At 57.8% G+C, this 15,632-nt stretch carries 16 protein-coding genes; 9 read left to right on the forward strand and 7 right to left on the reverse strand.

Annotated elements, in window-relative coordinates; all coding sequences use genetic code 11:
* Positions 1 to 1,003 precede the first annotated feature (1,003 nt).
* Complete coding sequence (locus tag JQ600_RS37525; protein WP_212468088.1) at positions 1,004 to 1,240, reverse strand: DUF6894 family protein; 237 nt, start codon at positions 1,238 to 1,240, stop codon at positions 1,004 to 1,006.
* 1,449 nt (positions 1,241 to 2,689) lie between these two features.
* On the opposite strand from JQ600_RS37525, the gene JQ600_RS04730 reads away from it, so the two are divergent.
* From JQ600_RS04730 to JQ600_RS04755, 7 genes are all read left to right on the forward strand, one after another.
* Positions 2,690 to 2,911, forward strand: a complete 222-nt coding sequence (locus JQ600_RS04730) for a hypothetical protein (protein ID WP_212391910.1) — start codon at positions 2,690 to 2,692, stop codon at positions 2,909 to 2,911.
* Positions 2,912 to 2,976: 65 nt separating this feature from the next.
* A complete protein-coding gene (locus JQ600_RS04735; protein ID WP_212391909.1) occupies positions 2,977 to 3,168 on the forward strand; it encodes a DUF6894 family protein in 192 nt (63 codons plus the stop codon).
* Positions 3,169 to 3,281: 113 nt separating this feature from the next.
* Positions 3,282 to 3,512, forward strand: coding sequence for a hypothetical protein (locus JQ600_RS04740; RefSeq protein WP_212391908.1), 231 nt, complete (start codon positions 3,282 to 3,284; stop codon positions 3,510 to 3,512).
* Positions 3,509 to 3,739: a hypothetical protein gene (locus JQ600_RS04745; RefSeq protein ID WP_212391907.1), complete on the forward strand. Its 231-nt coding sequence runs from the start codon at positions 3,509 to 3,511 to the stop codon at positions 3,737 to 3,739. Before JQ600_RS04740 ends, JQ600_RS04745 begins: the two co-directional genes overlap by 4 nt.
* Positions 3,740 to 3,827: 88 nt before the next feature.
* Positions 3,828 to 4,232, forward strand: a complete 405-nt coding sequence (locus JQ600_RS36700) for a hypothetical protein (protein ID WP_312011135.1) — start codon at positions 3,828 to 3,830, stop codon at positions 4,230 to 4,232.
* Positions 4,184 to 4,723 (forward strand): hypothetical protein, encoded by a 540-nt coding sequence (locus JQ600_RS37185; RefSeq protein WP_283814772.1) that lies wholly within the window; start codon positions 4,184 to 4,186, stop codon positions 4,721 to 4,723. The genes JQ600_RS36700 and JQ600_RS37185 overlap by 49 nt, the downstream gene beginning before the upstream one ends.
* 23 nt (positions 4,724 to 4,746) lie before the next feature.
* Entirely contained in the window at positions 4,747 to 4,974 is a 228-nt protein-coding gene (locus tag JQ600_RS04755; protein WP_212391905.1) for a hypothetical protein, read from the forward strand.
* 341 nt (positions 4,975 to 5,315) lie between these two features.
* Here JQ600_RS04755 and JQ600_RS04760 read toward each other — a convergent pair whose 3' ends face one another.
* The gene (locus JQ600_RS04760; RefSeq protein ID WP_212391903.1) at positions 5,316 to 5,489 is read right to left on the reverse strand and encodes a hypothetical protein; all 174 of its coding nucleotides are present in this window, start codon (positions 5,487 to 5,489) and stop codon (positions 5,316 to 5,318) included.
* Positions 5,490 to 5,657: 168 nt separating this feature from the next.
* On the opposite strand from JQ600_RS04760, the gene JQ600_RS04765 reads away from it, so the two are divergent.
* Entirely contained in the window at positions 5,658 to 6,161 is a 504-nt protein-coding gene (locus JQ600_RS04765) for a ferritin-like domain-containing protein (protein ID WP_212391901.1), read from the forward strand.
* Between the two features lie 361 nt (positions 6,162 to 6,522).
* Here JQ600_RS04765 and mdoH read toward each other — a convergent pair whose 3' ends face one another.
* From mdoH to JQ600_RS36710, 4 genes are all read right to left on the reverse strand, one after another.
* Positions 6,523 to 8,679: a glucans biosynthesis glucosyltransferase MdoH gene (mdoH, locus tag JQ600_RS04770; RefSeq protein ID WP_212391899.1), complete on the reverse strand. Its 2,157-nt coding sequence runs from the start codon at positions 8,677 to 8,679 to the stop codon at positions 6,523 to 6,525.
* A complete protein-coding gene (locus JQ600_RS04775; RefSeq protein ID WP_212391897.1) occupies positions 8,667 to 10,175 on the reverse strand; it encodes a glucan biosynthesis protein G in 1,509 nt (502 codons plus the stop codon). Before JQ600_RS04775 ends, mdoH begins: the two co-directional genes overlap by 13 nt.
* Positions 10,176 to 10,310: 135 nt before the next feature.
* Positions 10,311 to 10,778 carry a hypothetical protein gene (locus JQ600_RS04780; protein WP_409363350.1) on the reverse strand — a complete coding sequence of 156 codons (468 nt, stop codon included), beginning with the start codon at positions 10,776 to 10,778 and terminating at the stop codon, positions 10,311 to 10,313.
* A 482-nt stretch (positions 10,779 to 11,260) separates the two neighbouring features.
* Positions 11,261 to 11,803, reverse strand: coding sequence for a hypothetical protein (locus JQ600_RS36710; RefSeq protein WP_249135666.1), 543 nt, complete (start codon positions 11,801 to 11,803; stop codon positions 11,261 to 11,263).
* Between the two features lie 84 nt (positions 11,804 to 11,887).
* Between JQ600_RS36710 and JQ600_RS04795 the strand changes: the two genes are divergently transcribed.
* A complete protein-coding gene (locus JQ600_RS04795) occupies positions 11,888 to 12,871 on the forward strand; it encodes a thioesterase domain-containing protein (protein ID WP_312011134.1) in 984 nt (327 codons plus the stop codon).
* Positions 12,872 to 13,318: 447 nt separating this feature from the next.
* Here the strand turns inward: JQ600_RS04795 and JQ600_RS04800 are convergent, their stop codons facing one another.
* The gene (locus tag JQ600_RS04800; protein WP_212489708.1) at positions 13,319 to 13,807 is read right to left on the reverse strand and encodes a GNAT family N-acetyltransferase; all 489 of its coding nucleotides are present in this window, start codon (positions 13,805 to 13,807) and stop codon (positions 13,319 to 13,321) included.
* Positions 13,808 to 15,632 lie beyond the last annotated feature (1,825 nt).

Consider the following 15,632-nt stretch of genomic DNA (forward strand, 5'->3'; position numbering starts at 1 on the left):
CCTGTGGCGTGCGTCGGCACGTTTCGGAACATCAAGGAAACTGATTGCTCCGAAGATTGACTCAAATCCGACCTTACGAAAAACCCCACGGCTGGTTTGCGGGTCCGTAATTGTCGCGGGGAGATGTACAGGCGATATGACGCTGTCCGCAAAAGACAGAGAAGCCTGGCGCGTAGTGCCAGCAGACGAGTCCCCGAAGCGGCCCTAGTGTTCCCCCGAGGCTGGGCCGTTTCTCTGGTGGTTGAGCATTTGTAAGCACGCTACTGTCGGTGCATGGGAATTCAGCCGCCAAAAGCGGTACGTATAGCAAGTGTGATCATCCAAGCTAACAAGTCGGCTATCGTCGCGATCATGATGTCATTTTCCCGAAAGGGGCCCACGATCATGCCCTCATGCGCGGCAAGACAAGGTTCAGTTTCTTCGCCTTGGCTTGGACGCCCATAAAAGATCTGCCAAGCTGTTTGCCGATGCTGCGGGCGTCCTTTCCGGCCTGAGCCATTGACCGCAGTGCGGCCAGCTCGGCTTCCGTCCAGCGGCGCGTTTTGTATGGCGCCCGCTGCGTTATCATTTGCCCTTACCTGACATTAATCGAAATCAGGATGGCCAGTTGATGGGCGAGTGCTGCATTCGCCGCTTGATCATTTCTTGACGTAGCTTATCCGCCCGTTGCCGAACGCTCGGGCTAGCCGTGAAATGCTCTTTATGCTTTCGATCGGCGTCGGCTTGTTCGCGTATGCTCTCGTAATAACGTGCGATGCTAGCGTCAGACATTCTCTCGAAACTCATAATCAAGTACCTGCTTTGAGTGGCGGCCGCCGACTGTCACGGGTGAGCGGTTGGGCAGTAGAGTTTACCACTTTTTCCCGATGTGTGAAATGGCACCCAGGGTAACAGCCGACGTGATTATCTTAGCGGCAGGGGCGGCAATTTTGATCGTGCTGGCCTAGGGCTTGGCAATCGCGCCCACTTTTGCGGTTAGGCGAGTAGCTTTGCATCGGGCGCTTCACTGCAGAGACTTCGGGTCCCACTGAAAGATAACCTCGCAAACTGGGCCCTTAGCGGTTCGCACTATTATCGACAAGTGTGCGATTGTCCGCTCTAAGCGCAGATCGTCGCGCGCAATTTCAGCTAACGTTCGGGAAGCCTCTTGTCGAGCCGACCCTACGTCAAGAAGGAGTTCACCCTCTTCATCGACCGTTACATCATCATCTATGACGATGTCGAAGTAGTAGCGGATCATCGCGCACTCTCCGGTTCAGCGGGAGCGCTATCGGGTCGCTTGCAATCTTACACAGCTAAAACGCGCAATGAACTAATTAAGCGCGCCGGTCCTGGCCGGTCTGTTCACTTGTGAACCCTTCGAGTTTGATTCCTTTACCTTTTGAGCGTTCGTTGGCCCAGAGGGAGCAGCGCAGCCATCAGGAAGTTAATTGCCGACGCGGTCGATCGGACCGGGGGGCGGGCTGGCCCGCTATGAGCTGCTGCTACCGGCGGGCTTTATTCGTTAGGACTTAAGCACCGGAGCAAATCACTCAGAAAATGGCGCTGCCCTGGCGTCCCCACAACGGAACTTTTCCTTAATTTCCCAATTTTGGCTTGGGATAAATTAGGAGGACTGGACCAATGCCTCGACCTTGGACGCGCTGGACAGATGAAGATGTTTCAAAGCTCAAGACCATGGCAAAGAAATATCCCGTAGATCAAATCGCTCGGGACTTAGACCGCGGGATTTCTTCTGTTTATACGAAGGCGCACGAACTCGGCATTTCGCTGCGGCGAGTACCAGCATCGCAAACAAATCCATCGGCTCTAGATCCGACTGGCTAAACAGCCCGGTGCCTTCCAGACCCGCGGGCTCTAGCTCAGAGCGCGAGTTCTAGCCAAGACAGCTCGCCGGTTCGCGCCGGCGGTTTTTTCTTTGATATTGGGAACGATCAGGCGCCGGAGGAATCGATTCTGCGCTCCCGGGAATGCCTCTACTCCAACCGGGAGAAAACCCTCCGCAGGGTTGGCGGCCTTGGTTCGTGGCGTTCTCCGCGCCGGGGCCGTTTGCGCGATCCAGAGGCCTTTCGAGAACCGAAGATGTTCGAACTGCTCACGAAACGCGATTGGGCACTGGTGGCTGGAGTTGCAGGGCTAGGGGCTGTAGCTGTTTATTGGATGGCCTTCGCCGACTGATCACGCCGCCGGAGTTCATTTGTGATTTCCACTGTCGGCTAACGAAGCTGAATTACGATCAGCTTCGCTGGCCTCTAATGTCGATAGACTGAGCCGTTCAGGCTGATACAATTCCGGATGGCCCTATCCCCGGGCCACACGCAAGGATGACCCTTTGACTTAGCCCCGCCTTCACCAGGCGGGGCTTTTTCTTGGCGTTAGGAGCAAACCGGCGCCGCAGGAATCGATTCTGCGCTCCCGGTAGACTCCTCAGCCTGCGACCGGGAGAAAACCCCCACTGGGTTGGCGGCCCCGCGTTGGCGTGCACCTACGCGGGCGCCGTTTGCGCGATCGGCCATCGATCTGACACGGCCTCCGATGGTGCGTAGGCGGCCTAGTTTGAGTTGTGTTCACTGCGCGACGGACCTTTTGATGACGGCGTGCGTTAATGAACTACCGCAGACCGGACCCCGGCTTTCATCTGTGATGAGAACGCCACTTGCGCTCCCGCCCTTCCTCTCAGGAGCAGCGCATGTTCAAGCGCCGTTTCAATCAAATGAAGCCCCTCAAAGACCGTCTGCTCGATGAAGCACGTTCCCTTAGGGAGCAGGCCAATCTTCTGCCCGTGGGAGCCGTGCGGGATGCGGCCTTGAGGAAGGCTCGTCAAGCCGAAGCGGCTGCACATATGGATGACGGGCTGGCTTCGCCGGGTCCGCAGCCTCCGAAGCAGACCGACGTGCAGAGTCCGACCTGACGGAACAAGTGAGAGCTGGAACTGTTGCCTGCCATTCGGCCTATACCGGCCAAGGGTAGATTGTAGTGCGCTTTCATTTTCAGGTCCGGACCGGCACCCATGTGATGTTGACCGAGGTGGCGGACTTATCGGATACGGACCATGCGCGGATCGATGCTGCCAAGCGCATCGGATTGCTTCTTCACGAACACGCCAGCAGTCATTGGGTGGAGGAAGACTGGCAGATGGACAACGAGGGTTTTCGTCATCCGCCATGAAAAACTCGGCAACTGCCGCCCGCAGCAAACCTGAACCTGCCGCCTAACTGGCGGGTTGACTCACCGTTCCTGTTTCGTTCTAATTCGGCCCTCACGTTTCTCAGGGCGGAAGAATGCCGGACCTCGACCATGTCAGGGCTGAGATTGAGCACATGCGTGTGCAAGTCAGCCGTCACCGCAGGGAAATGCTCCAGCTTGAACGGGCCGGGATATCGACCGTGGCGGCGGAAGCGTTGCTTCAACGGATGCTCGATAAAATCGACGGGCTTTGTCAGCAGCGCGACAAGCTGAAGAAAGAACAACCCGCAAAGCGTGTCGGGGCGTTGGGAGGGCGGAATTGGTGAGCCAGCCCCTTAGATATTTTCATGAAGACCCGCACGCCGACGCTTGGCTGAAATCATTGGACGAGACCCGCCGTCTCGCGACCCGGCAGGGTTGGTGCTATCAGCATGTCCAAGCGCTCATCGTCGCCATTGACCAATATGCGGAAGCCGCCACCGGCAACCGATCATATTTCTTGGACAAACCAAAAAGCATCGGCGGCAGCCGTAGGAACTCTGATGTCCCGTGATTGTTAGAGACTCATAACCTCGCAGAGGTTTAAACTGCGCCCTGTCGTCCGCTCCCCCTGCGGCGGCGGGGCTTTTTGTGAGTTGCGTGTGATTAAGCGTATCGAAATGCCGGGGTTCATTAAGCCCCAGCTTGCGACCTTGAAGAGCAAGGCTCCCAAGGGCGAGCAATGGATTCACGAAATCAAATACGATGGCTACCGCGTCCAGCTCCATGTGAATGGTGACAAAAGGCGCGTGTTTACCCGGAATGGGCTGGATTGGACCAAGCGGTTCTCCACCATTGCCGGTGCCTTCGATATCTCCGGGCAAGCCATCATCGATGGTGAAGTTGTCGTCATCCATGAGGGCCGCACCAACTTCTCGAACTCCAGGCCGAACCCGCCGCTGGAAAGCAAGGAAGGCTGGTCTATTACGCCTTCGACCTTCTCTGGCGTGATGGCGACCTGCGCAAACTGCCTCAGCTTGAGCGTAAGCAGCTTCTGGGGGATTTGATTGGCGAGAACGATATCGGCCTCCCGGTGCTCTACAGCGGGCATCTGACCGGTGACGGGCGGGAGATGTTTGAGCATGCCGCGAAGCTGAATTGGGAAGGCATCATCTCCAAGAACGGCGACGCGCCTTACCGCTCCGATCGCAACGAGGGCTGGCTCAAAATCAAAACCGTGATGAAGGGAAAATTCCCCGTCATTGGTTTCGTCAAAGATCCTACCGGTGTCGCCGCGCTCTACCTCGGCAAGCGCGAAGGGAAGGATTGGGTTTACATGGGAAAGGTTGGGACGGGATGGTCCCGCACGGTCTCCAGCCAAATCCGCAAGCAGCTCGATACGGTCGTTAGCCCAAAGTCGAAGTTAACCAAACAGGTGAAGAAGCCCCGCGCGACCTGGGTGGACCCGGTTTTCATGGCCGATATCGAATACCGACACATTACCTCGGAAGGCTTGCTCCGGCAAAGCTCATTCAAGGGGCTGAAAAAGGAACGATAGAGCCTAAGGTGTGTTTGAGATTCATGACCGAACCTCTTCCAGCTCTCATCGAAAACTCGCTCCAAATCGCCTGGGATTACCTGGACGGGATAGGTGAGCTTGCTGACCAGCAGCAGACCGCCGAATTCCTTCTCAGGGACATTCAATCTCAAATGCTGAGGGGCGAGCGGCGGCCTCTGATGCTTTCAAACCGCGCGATCGAGAGCTTCCGCAAACAGCCAAACCATCTGCAACTCGTCAGGTGGGGCTAATGGAATACATTTACAAAGACAGGCAGCCGTCCACTAAGGAAGAGCGTGTGGCGAAGAAGGAAAAGCCCGCTGGGACGCTGAAGTAAACCTGACCGCGCGCAAGAAGGTGGACGATGCCTTTCGGTCCAACTTTGAAAGATTGAAAGCGGAGCGTTTTGCTCGGGAAAATAAGGAATAGAGGTACCGGCCTTAACCTCCAAGGAGGCCGTCATGAGGGCGCGCGGAATGCCTGCGGTCTTTGGAGCAGGGGTCGCGCGTTCCTCATAACAGGACGACCCATGCTGCCAGTCCGATCAGAAACGCTATGCACACTGCAACGACCGCCAGGCAGGCCTTACCTATCACTTCTCACGTCTGACGCCCTTAAACTTCTTCGCGCTCTTCTTAACGGCCATAAACTGCCCGCCCGCCTTATTGCGCTTGGTGGATGTCTTCGTCAGCGGATTCTTGAGCTGCGTACGCTTCTTCACGGCTCTCTTGCGTGCGTTGTCGCCTTTGGGTTTGTTGACTGCCATTGGTGTCTCCAAAGAAACACCAAGTGCTGAATCAGCAGGTAAGTTCCAGATGGAGCGCGCGATTGCATATCTGAGGGTCTCTACGCAACGCCAGCACCGCTCTGGTTGATAGGAACACTAGTTCCGCCAACTGGTTTGTTTCTCAGTGAAACCCTCACGGAGGAAGCCATGGGCTTTTTTACCAAAGACATCAAAACCCTCGACGATCTCTTTGTCCATACTCTGCGCGATATCTATTACGCAGAGCAGCAGATCGCGAAAAATCTTCCGGACATGATCGAGAAGGCGACTGACCAAGCCCTCAGGAACGGCTTTGAGACCCATCTTGCCGAGACCGAGGAACAGATCGTCCGCCTCGAGAAAGTATTCCAAATGCACGGCGTCGAAGCCACGGGCGTCGATTGCCCTGCCATCGATGGCATCTTGGACGAAGCCAGCGAAGTTGCTGGCGACGTTGACGACAAGAGCGTGCTGGACGCAGCCCTGATTGCTGCAGCCCAGGCAGTCGAGCACTATGAAATCACACGATACGGAACGTTGATCGCATGGGCGAATATGCTCGGCCGCAGTGACTGCGCGTCAGTTCTGCAGCAAAATCTCGATGAGGAAAAGGCGACTGACAGCAAGCTGAACACGATGGCACTCAAAAGTGTGAACCGCAAGGCAGCGTAATTTTTAATGAGGCGCAGGAGTACAAGGGCTGTCAGATTCCAGTCGGGCAGCCCTCTTGCAAGAGATCGCGTAAGCTCTCTGCCCCGGAATTGGGTGACATTATCCGCAAGACCGGCAACTCGCTTGCTGCGATTACCAAAGAAGCAGCCGCCACCCGGCCTCGTTAGAACGCTTCTTGCATCATCCAGCCCGGCGGCGTGCATTGGGTTGGGATACGCACGTCAGTGGGAGGCCGGCTTGCACAACCGCCTAGAAAGCGAGGTAAGAAAGGCTCGCGAGGACATGGCGAAGCTCCCGCCCAGCATCGAGAGAGACGCTCTGCTCTATAAGATTAAGGAGATCGAGGGGCGATCTATTTTAATTAGGACGCTTGCCGCGCCGAAGTTCTAGGCGGCAAATCCAGCAGGGTGCCTAAAACGGCCGGCGAATTAAGGGTGGCAAGTTTCTCGCGTGGGCTAAGGAATGTGGCCGCCTCGTCGAAGGTTTCGGCGTCTTCGATCTTGGCGCGCGCGATCGCGAGATGCGGATCGACCTCACCGCGATTCCGCGGCCTAGGGCCGGACAGATTGTCGAGATGCGCCTCGCGCAGGTCGGCGTCACGGCGGAGTTCGAGAAGCGGGCAGGATACCGTCCGGTGCGAGGCATTGGCCAGTTCGTTGGCCCGCAGCATGACCTGCGGTGGCGAGGTCTCCTCCGGTGTCTTGAACAGGCTGGAAGCAGCCCCTTCGCTGGCCGAGGAAGACAGCGTGGCAAGCGGAATGGCAAGCAGGAGGCCGAGAATGACTGGCATCATCCATAGCAGCAACGGCAACGACACCGCGTAGGCGCTGATAGCCATCGCGACGCCAAAGAATGTCGGAACCGAATATTTGCGAAGTGTCTCTTTACGCGACACCACGCCGTCGTCGCGGCGTTGAACCTGCCAGCCCGCATCGCGTCCCAGCAGGATCTCTCCGACCGCGGACGATTGGAAGACCATCATCACCGGTGCCGTCAGGCCCGAAAGGAATGTCTCGGCGACAATCCCCGCAAGGGCCCGAAAGCCGCCGCCGAACTTTCTTCGCTCGTCACGACGGGTGAGCATGACGATGTAGGCGAGCAGTTTGGGCAGAATCAGCATGCCCATCGTGGCGACGAATACCCAGGCCGCCAAGATCGGATCCTGTGCGGGCCATGTCGGAAACAGCGAGAACCCCTTCGGAAAATATTCGGGCCTGACAAACTGCGCCTGCAACGAGACCAGGATGCCGAGGCCCAGAAAGATGAACCAGAGCGGCGCCGTCAGGTAGGATCCGATCCCGGTCAGGAGATGGAGCCGCGAGACCCAGTGCAGGCCGCGCGACGGCAGCACCGCCAGATGTTGCAGGTTGCCCTGACACCATCGCCGGTCGCGGGCGGCAAAATCCAGCAGCGATGGCGGGCATTCCTCGTAACTGCCGCCGAGCGTGGGCGCCATATGGATGGCCCAACCGCCACGGCGCATGAACGCGGCCTCGATGAAATCATGGCTGAGGATGTGCCCGCCGAACGGCTTGCGGCCCCTCAGTTCCGGAAGGGCGGCGTAGCGGGCAAATGCGCTGACGCGGATGATGGCGTTGTGGCCCCAGTAATTGCCTTCGGATCCATGCCACCAGGCAATTCCGGCCGCAATCAACGGGCCGTACAACCGCCCGGCAAACTGCTGCCACCGCGCGAACAACGTTCTGGCGTTGACCACGATCGGCAGCGTCTGGATCAGCGCAACGTGTCGGTGTTGCTCCATCGTAGCGACCAGCCGCACGATGGTATCCCCTGTCATCAGGCTGTCCGCATCCAGAATGAGCATACATTCATAGTCGGAGCCGAACCGCCTGACCCAATCCTCGATATTGCCGGATTTGCGCGCGGTGTTTTCCGGACGGTGACGATAGAAAATCCTGGCTGCTGGCCCGGCTTCATGTCGGAGTTGAAGAAAGCACTTTTCCTCGGCGATCCAGATCGCGGGATCGGTCGTGTCACTCAGAACGAACCAGTCGAACTGGCCAGCGTATCCGGTTTCCTCGACCGATTCGCAGATCGCGCGCAGCCGGGCCAGAACGCGATAGGGATCCTCATTGTAGGTGGGCAGCAACATCGCGGTGCGGCTTTCGATCGCCGGCAGGGCCGCGCTGGCATCGATGCCGAGTTCGTCCTTGCGTCGAAACAGCAGCACGAAGAAACCGGCAATCGCCGACGTGAAGGAAAAGGCGATCCAAGCAAACAACAGGACGAACAGCACCAGGATCATCCACTCCAGGATCGTCACGCCTCCGACCTGGAGCACCTGGTACATTTCGTAGCAGCCGGCCAGGGTCAGCAAGACGGTGCCGGCAAGGATGCATGCGCGCCTGGGCCATGCCGTCGTGAAATCCGCGGCTTGGGGTTGCGGTTGGCGCTGCTGCTGCCGGAGCGCCATTTCCATTGGCGCCTCCCGGGGCAGGAATTGATTGAAGGGATCGCTGCGCTGAAGCGATCCGTGGACCTTCCCTAAGGTGTCCATCGATAGACCCAAACCTCCGATACCGCCTCGTTCTCCTGCATCAGCGACGCGCGAAGCTCGACGGGATTCTTCTCCTTCACAAGTTCGAAACTCAAACGCCAGCCGCCCGATGCCGGATTCGGCTGGGTGACGATGTTCTGGATCTTGGCCTTCTCCGCGGTCACAACGCCCCGCAGGGTTTTTGGGTCGACGGACTTCAACCTGTCGCCGATCAGGTCCAGCACGAACAGCGTCGCGTTATCGCCTCTTGCGCCGATGCCGGTTCGGGAAAACCGCGCCAGCGGGGTCGGCTTCGGAATGTCCGGGCCCCAATTCAGCCGGTACGTGTAGGTGTGTTCACCCTTGGCCTGCAAAGCGGCCTTGGGTTGCCAAAAGCTCGCAATATTGTCGTGCACTTCTTCCTTGGTCGGAATTTCGATCAGCTTGACCGAACCTTCGCCCCAGTTTCCGATCGGCTCCGCCCACAGACTTGGCCGGCGTTCGAAACTGGATTCGAGGTCCTGGTAGGCGAGAAAATCCCTCTGGCGCTGCATCAACCCGAAGCCATGCGGGTTGAGGTCGGCGAAGGCGCTGATCTGAAGATCCGTGGGATTATGAAGCGGTCGCCAAAGCTCCTCGCCACGGCCGTTGGCCACGAACAGCCCGTCGGAATCATGGACGGATGGCCTGAAGTCGTCGACGTCCTTGCGGTCGTTCGATCCGAAAAAGAACATGCTTGTCATCGGCATCAGGCCGGCACGCTCCAGATCCACTCTTGGATAGATCGCCATTTCCACGTCGAAGACGGTGGCGTCGCCGGGTCGGATGGTGAAGCGATAGGCCGCCGCCGCGCTTTCACTGTCGAGCAAGGCGTGCACCACGATGGATTTGGCGTTGGCTGCCGGCTTCTCGATCCAGAATGCCTTGAACGACGGAAACTCCTCGCCCTTGGCTTCGCCGGTGTTGATCGCAAGCCCGCGCGCCGAAAGCCCGTACAACTGGCCCTTGGCGACGGCCCGGAAGTAGCTCGCGCCGAGAAATACACAAACCTCGTCATAATAGTCGGGCTTGTTGATCGGCGCATGAAGCCGAAAGCCCGCAAAGCCGAGATCGACACCGGCGCCGGGCGGCGGCAGCTTGCCGAATGAAAAAAGGTCGGGTTGATAGGCGATCTTCGCCGCCTGGCCGTTCTTCACCTCGAAGATATCGACCCGGTTGGCGTAGAAGAAACCGCGATGAAAGAACTGCGCTTCGAAAGGCAGCTTTTCGCCGCGCCAGAGCGCGCGTTCCGGCAAGAACCGTATCGCCCGGTAACGATCGTAATCCAGATCTTTCAAATTATCCGGCAGCTTGTTGTCGGGCGCCTTGAACGCTTTGCCGGCCAGATCACGCGCCATTTGCCGCACAAGGGATCGGTCGAACGGCACCGGCTGCGCGTGCGCGGAAGTCAGGAGTCCTGGCGCCGCGATCGATACGAGCGGCAAGGCGGAGGCTGCGAGGAAGTGTCTGCGGTTCACAATATCACTCGTGGTTACTGGCGGCGACCATGAGCAACGCAGTGCAGCATCAGGGGTTCCTGCCCCAGGAACTCTATTGCCATTTTTTCCCGAGTAGGTCGGAATTTAGGCATCTGCGCGGGGCGCTCGCGAATGCTAGTTGGCCAATGTGTGGCTTATTCGCGTGACCACGCGATCCCATTGCCGTTTTTCCGCGGCGGGATAATTGATCAGGACGCAATTCATATAGCCGGCCGAACGGTTACAGCGGTTGTACCAAATCCGGTCGTTGCGGATGCTAGACACCACGAAGAAGTTCGGCGTCACCCTTTTGTAGACGATACCGGGCGGCGGATTCTTCTTCGCCAGGAACGCCGCGGGCGAGTCGTTCTCGGGATTTGCAACCGATTGGACGGTCAAATCAGCGCGGCGATCGTCGGTGTAGAAACGCCGCCCGGTTCCACCATCCGGCAGTTCGGCGTCCCTGCTGAAAATCGTCACCGGAATTTCTACATTCGTCCCGGTGCTCGGTATTACATATCTCTGCCACTGGATGCTGGCCGCAACGACCGTTGCCGGCACCAAGCTAATAATAACGACAGCGAGCAGCCGAAACGTAGCCACGTCCAAATCTCCGGTTAGATCGACACAACCGCACTCGATCCGGATTCGTTCCAAGAAGGACGGCGTTGCGCCCTGAAATGCCTCGCCTTCACGCAGGGCGTCAATCCGGCTAATTCAAAGTGCGCGCGCGACACGTCGTTGCGCGATATATCCAAGCGTCAGCCCGGCCCCAGCGCGATGCTGGCGCCGGGATAGTTGCCTCCTGACGCTTTAGTTATAGGCCTCCGCATTCATGTCGCCTGTTGGCACTTTTCGGACATTTGGAAGGTGCGAGGCGCCGACGAAGCTGAGAATGGTGACGGCTGCGATCGCAAACACCAGGCGCGCTGCGGCCGCCTTTCCGCGGCTAATGCAAGACGCAGGGCGGCACGCTGAGAAGTTGGAGTCCTTCTAGTTGCTTAGTGCCTGTCGTTCGAGCCGTGTAATCTGAAGGGGCAACAAGAGCTATCTGCGCTCATCGGCTTTCCCCAGCCGCTCCCGGGTCATAGCCAGCTCGCGGTTGTATTGGTGTGTATTTTTAGATCGATTGATCCTTTGACGGGCTCCTTGGCAGACTGCGATTCCATAAAAAGGTGCGAAGCGACCAGCAAAACAGCCGCACATGCCACCACCAAACCAGCGGTGGCTAGTTCTGCACCTTCATTCATGTCACCACCTCTTTCTCTTGCGCAACGCCCAATAAAAGGCGGAGTTCCAAAACAACGGGAAAAAGTGGCAACTTCTTTCCAAGAGCGGAAACTTGGAACGACAAACGCGTTGCTTCGGCAAGCGACGTAGCCGCGGTATTCAAAATCCACTCTGTTGCCGAGCCAGGTTGCGCAGACATTTTGTAGAGCATTGATGCGCCCTACCGATGAGGATCCGTGAACGATGCCAAGCACCGGTCTTATAGTCGGCATCATTATAGCGATCATCGTGTGCGGCGTTACCGCCGCTGCAATGATGCTTCGCTTGCCTGTATGAGCGAAACCCGTGTGATCGCGAGGTTGGCGGGTTGCCAAGTCGGTACTGGAAAACAGGCCCAAACCCCCGTCCGGGGGCTGGCGCGGACGCTCGTTCAAGATTCCGCGGCGCATTCTGATCCTCGACCAACTGCCAAAGGGGGCGCTGTGACGATCGACGATGATTTTTTCGCCAGCGGTGGTGACTCCCTTCTAGCGATGGAAATGCTCATCGAAGTCGAGCGGCTCATCGGCCACCGCTTACCGGAAACGACTCTGTATGGGGCAGAAACCATCCGCCAACTTGTCCCAAAAATCGCCATGCAGACAGGCACCCCGGCGACGCCGTTCTTCCAGTTCGGTGCCAGTTGCGATCGGCCCCCCTGTTCTTTTTTCAATGGGAACCTCGTTGGCGGCCACTCGGGTATGCGGCGGATGGTAGAGCTTCTCGGGCTCGATTATCCAATCGTTTCGATCGATCCCCATGGTCTTCATGGGGAGCGGATTCCGCCGTCGATCGAGCAGATGGCCGCCGACCGCCTGCCGCTTGTTCTGCAGAGGCAGAGCAGCGGTCCTTTCCTCCTGGGCGGCAAATGCAACGGCGCCATGGTGGCGTTTGAAACAGCCCGCCTGCTGATGGCAGCCGGCCACAAGGTTGATATGGTGGCGATGGTCGACCCGCCGACCGTCAGTGCCCGTCCGGTGCCGCGGGCGATCATCGGGCTGATGAAGCCCCTGCTTCCGCTTTACCCTCTGCGCTGGGCATTTGAAAAAATGGCGGAGCTGGAGCGTTACTTCAAGGCGCCGAAGAGCGCGCCGATTACGATCGCCGAACTGGAGATTCCACCGGTGTTGTGGCAAGCCTATTCAATCGCAATGTCGCAATATCTTCCCGCACCGCTTGAGGTCCCTGTGGCTTTTTACGCGGCCGAACACGACGGCCGGGCGTGGCGGCATCTCAGTTCTCAACTCGACGTGGTCGAGGTGCCTTGGGGACATCATGGCTGCCTGACTATCGGCGCTGAACAGCTGGTTGGTCATCTGCGGCAAAGAATTGACGCTCTGGTTGACGGCTGGCCTTCGGCCACCGCATACGTTGCCGATGTGCCCCCCCAGCGGGCGAAAAAACGGCCCCAACGCCTAAGAGGATAGCGCGCTGAGGACGATGAAGGCACAATTGTCTAAACGGGGGTATAACTCGGATCGGTTGGCACTATTCCCGGTACAGATACCAAGTTTTCCCGAATCCTCTTTCCGCATTGAAATCGGCTGTTAGCTTTTCGATTGGCGTTCGCACAACCGCCGCCGGGAGCGCCTTTCGTTGGAAATTAGATCTCTGACACCCCCGTCCGGGGTGGCCGCCACGGACGGCTTCTTTTTTAAAAGAGCAACCGCCTTCGTTCTTCAGTTTATTTCAGTTCATCTGTCACCGAAACAGGGTCGCTTGCCCAAGTGTTGGCGCGAGAAGAGCTTTGAATGTCGCGACATGATTCGAGAAACGGGCGCCATACGACCGAACAAGGACGGCATGAAGCTCTTCACCGCCCGCTCGAACAGACTTTTCGCCGTCCGGTTTGAAAATAATCGCCGGCTCTAAGGCTACAGGATAAGGTCAGCCTCCCGCAGGCCGCGATCCTCGGCGTTCGTCTTGATTTCAAAACCTAGACCCTCGCACATCTTTAGCATGACAGCGTTTTCTTGGAGGATCTCGCCATGCAGGCGTTTCAGGCTTTCTGACTTGGCATACTCGATGATCAGTTGCATCAGCAGCCACCCCAATCCCCGTCCCTTTAGATCCGATCGAATAACAATCGCGTACTCTGCCGTTTCGTCGGCCTCATCAGTGTGCAGCCGAACAACACCGAGCGTATGGCCATCCGATTCGTCGATTGCAACAAAGGCCATAGCGCGTGAATAGTCTAGCCGAGTCAATTTGTTCATGAGTGCAGGCGATACTTCCTTGATCGAATCGAAGAAGCGAAGTCGCCGATCCTCATTGCTTACGTGCGCAAAAAGATCGCGAATAAGACCATCGTCGCTTGGTCGAACAGGTCGCAGAAATATTGGCCAATTATCGTCAAGAACCACATGCCTCTCCCATTCAGAAGGATACCGGCGAGCGCTCTCTTTCCTAGCTTTGCCGTTCACATAACCCTCCAGTGCGAGAAGGCCGCATTGGCGGCATTTGGGGTGTCACCCCTCGGTAGCCGCTTGCCGAAGTTGGATGGCACCCCCGGCCTTCGTCCGTGTTCGAAAAATCGGACGCCTCCGTCAACATGACGTGAGTCCCGGTCCGAACTTGGAAATGAAAGCGCACTGTCTTCCCACCCCGTAGGCCAGTTAGGCCCTTATGGAACAGTTCTAACCTATCCTAGTTCCGTCAAAAGGCGCGCGTGAGCACTGTAGCGAGCAACGCTGTGCTGAGGATTGCAACGCCCAGACAGATGCGTGCTGCGGCTGAATACCAGTCGAGATGGGGTAGTCCGTTCATGGCTCTCGCTTCCTTTATGGGCAGGCGGGAGCACGATCGACTCTCAGTCACCGACGCCTACGGACAGCGCCTTGGCCCGTGATGCAGGACAATGAGCCTGTCACCGGATGGTTGCTAACGATCGAGACACCTTCCGTAAGCGCGGCCGTCAAGTGAGGCGGGCCTCAGTTCAACCATCGCGGCCGGGCTTCCTTTTCGAACGCTTCCGCAAGCGTCGTCCAATCGGACGCAAGCTCTAGCCATGCGTCTGTGGCCAGCAAAGTCACAGACGCGGCAGCATTGGTACGGCAGTGGTCCGCGGCCTTGCGGCAGTAAGCTGCATCGTCTTTGCGCATGTCCGTCAGCTTCTAAGTTGCGCTAATGGGACGGTCCGGAGATGGTTTGTCTCAAATTAGTTCCGGCGGGATCGCGCCAGCAGCTACCAACCGTTCCCGGTCTCTAGCTAATAGCCGGTACACGCCGCGATGTCAGCGAACCGCTTTTGCATACACTCGTCGATGATGTTGCCGCAAACGCCTCGAATTTGTCTGCCTTTTCGAGGTACTGTTCAACGGTTCGCATAACCTCACTCCGGCGCTTGCAGGCCGGGCGATGAAAGCCACTCATCAACGTGTGTCGCAGTCTCCGCTTGGCGTGCCTTGCGAAGAATCTGTTCCCGCTCCGGGCCATGCGGCAATTTTTCAGCTCGGGCGCGTAGGCGCCGGGCTTCCTGTTCGAGACGCTCGGAGAGGGATAGCAATTGCTTGAATCGACGCCGCTGTACCAGCGCTCCTTTCCATTAAGGAAGGCGGGAGCGCTACCAGGCGTTCTCATCACCGATAAAAGCCACTGACCGGGCGGTGATGAACCAGTCTGACATGGCTGTAGCTGTCTCGCTGGTCAAAACAGCTCACATCACAAAACTTAACACGATATCGCCGCCGTGGGTGTTCGGGAACAAGTGGCGATGGCCGGAGTTTTGACTGCGCTGCCTGTCCCCAATTACCCGGCAGTATATGCGGCCCCAGTGCTCCCCGAGGCTGGGGCCGTTTCTTTGCTAATTACGGGCGATCAGGAACGATAGCGATCGGCTGGATTTTGCTTTCCAATGCGTCGTGCCAGACGCATGAGGCTACCTAATCCCTAGCCGATCGGCCCCAGTTTCCTCCTCAGGGCTGGGGCCGTTTTAGCGGCGCGTCTTCCTGCCCGAAACAACGAAACTGCCCTCAGGAAAACGCATCCTTGGCCCTCGAAGGCGTAGAACTGCACCTCGTAATTGTGCTTGCGGCTGTGCAGACCGTCGAAATCGGAGATGCCATCGACGGCAAGCAGCACGGCCCTCACCATCTAGAACCGCAAGGGCATCCAGATCACCCACGCGCCGGGCACGATGTACAAACTAGAGGGTCGGACTTCAAAGCTAGGCGGGGGCCTAGATCGCAA

The organism is Bradyrhizobium sp. AUGA SZCCT0176 (assembly GCF_018130145.1).
Taxonomy (GTDB): Bacteria; Pseudomonadota; Alphaproteobacteria; order Rhizobiales; family Xanthobacteraceae; genus Bradyrhizobium.

What these genes read in the sequence shown, in the direction of transcription:
- JQ600_RS04755 (WP_212391905.1), top strand. Translation starts at nt 4,747, where the DNA reads ATGACCGAACCTCTTCCAGCTCTCATCGAAAACTCGCTCCAAATCGCC.
- JQ600_RS37525 (WP_212468088.1), bottom strand. Translation starts at nt 1,240, where the DNA reads ATGATCCGCTACTACTTCGACATCGTCATAGATGATGATGTAACGGTC.
- JQ600_RS04760 (WP_212391903.1), bottom strand. Translation starts at nt 5,489, where the DNA reads ATGGCAGTCAACAAACCCAAAGGCGACAACGCACGCAAGAGAGCCGTG.
- JQ600_RS04740 (WP_212391908.1), top strand. Translation starts at nt 3,282, where the DNA reads ATGCCGGACCTCGACCATGTCAGGGCTGAGATTGAGCACATGCGTGTG.
- mdoH (WP_212391899.1), bottom strand. Translation starts at nt 8,679, where the DNA reads ATGGACACCTTAGGGAAGGTCCACGGATCGCTTCAGCGCAGCGATCCC.
- JQ600_RS04730 (WP_212391910.1), top strand. Translation starts at nt 2,690, where the DNA reads ATGTTCAAGCGCCGTTTCAATCAAATGAAGCCCCTCAAAGACCGTCTG.
- JQ600_RS04765 (WP_212391901.1), top strand. Translation starts at nt 5,658, where the DNA reads ATGGGCTTTTTTACCAAAGACATCAAAACCCTCGACGATCTCTTTGTC.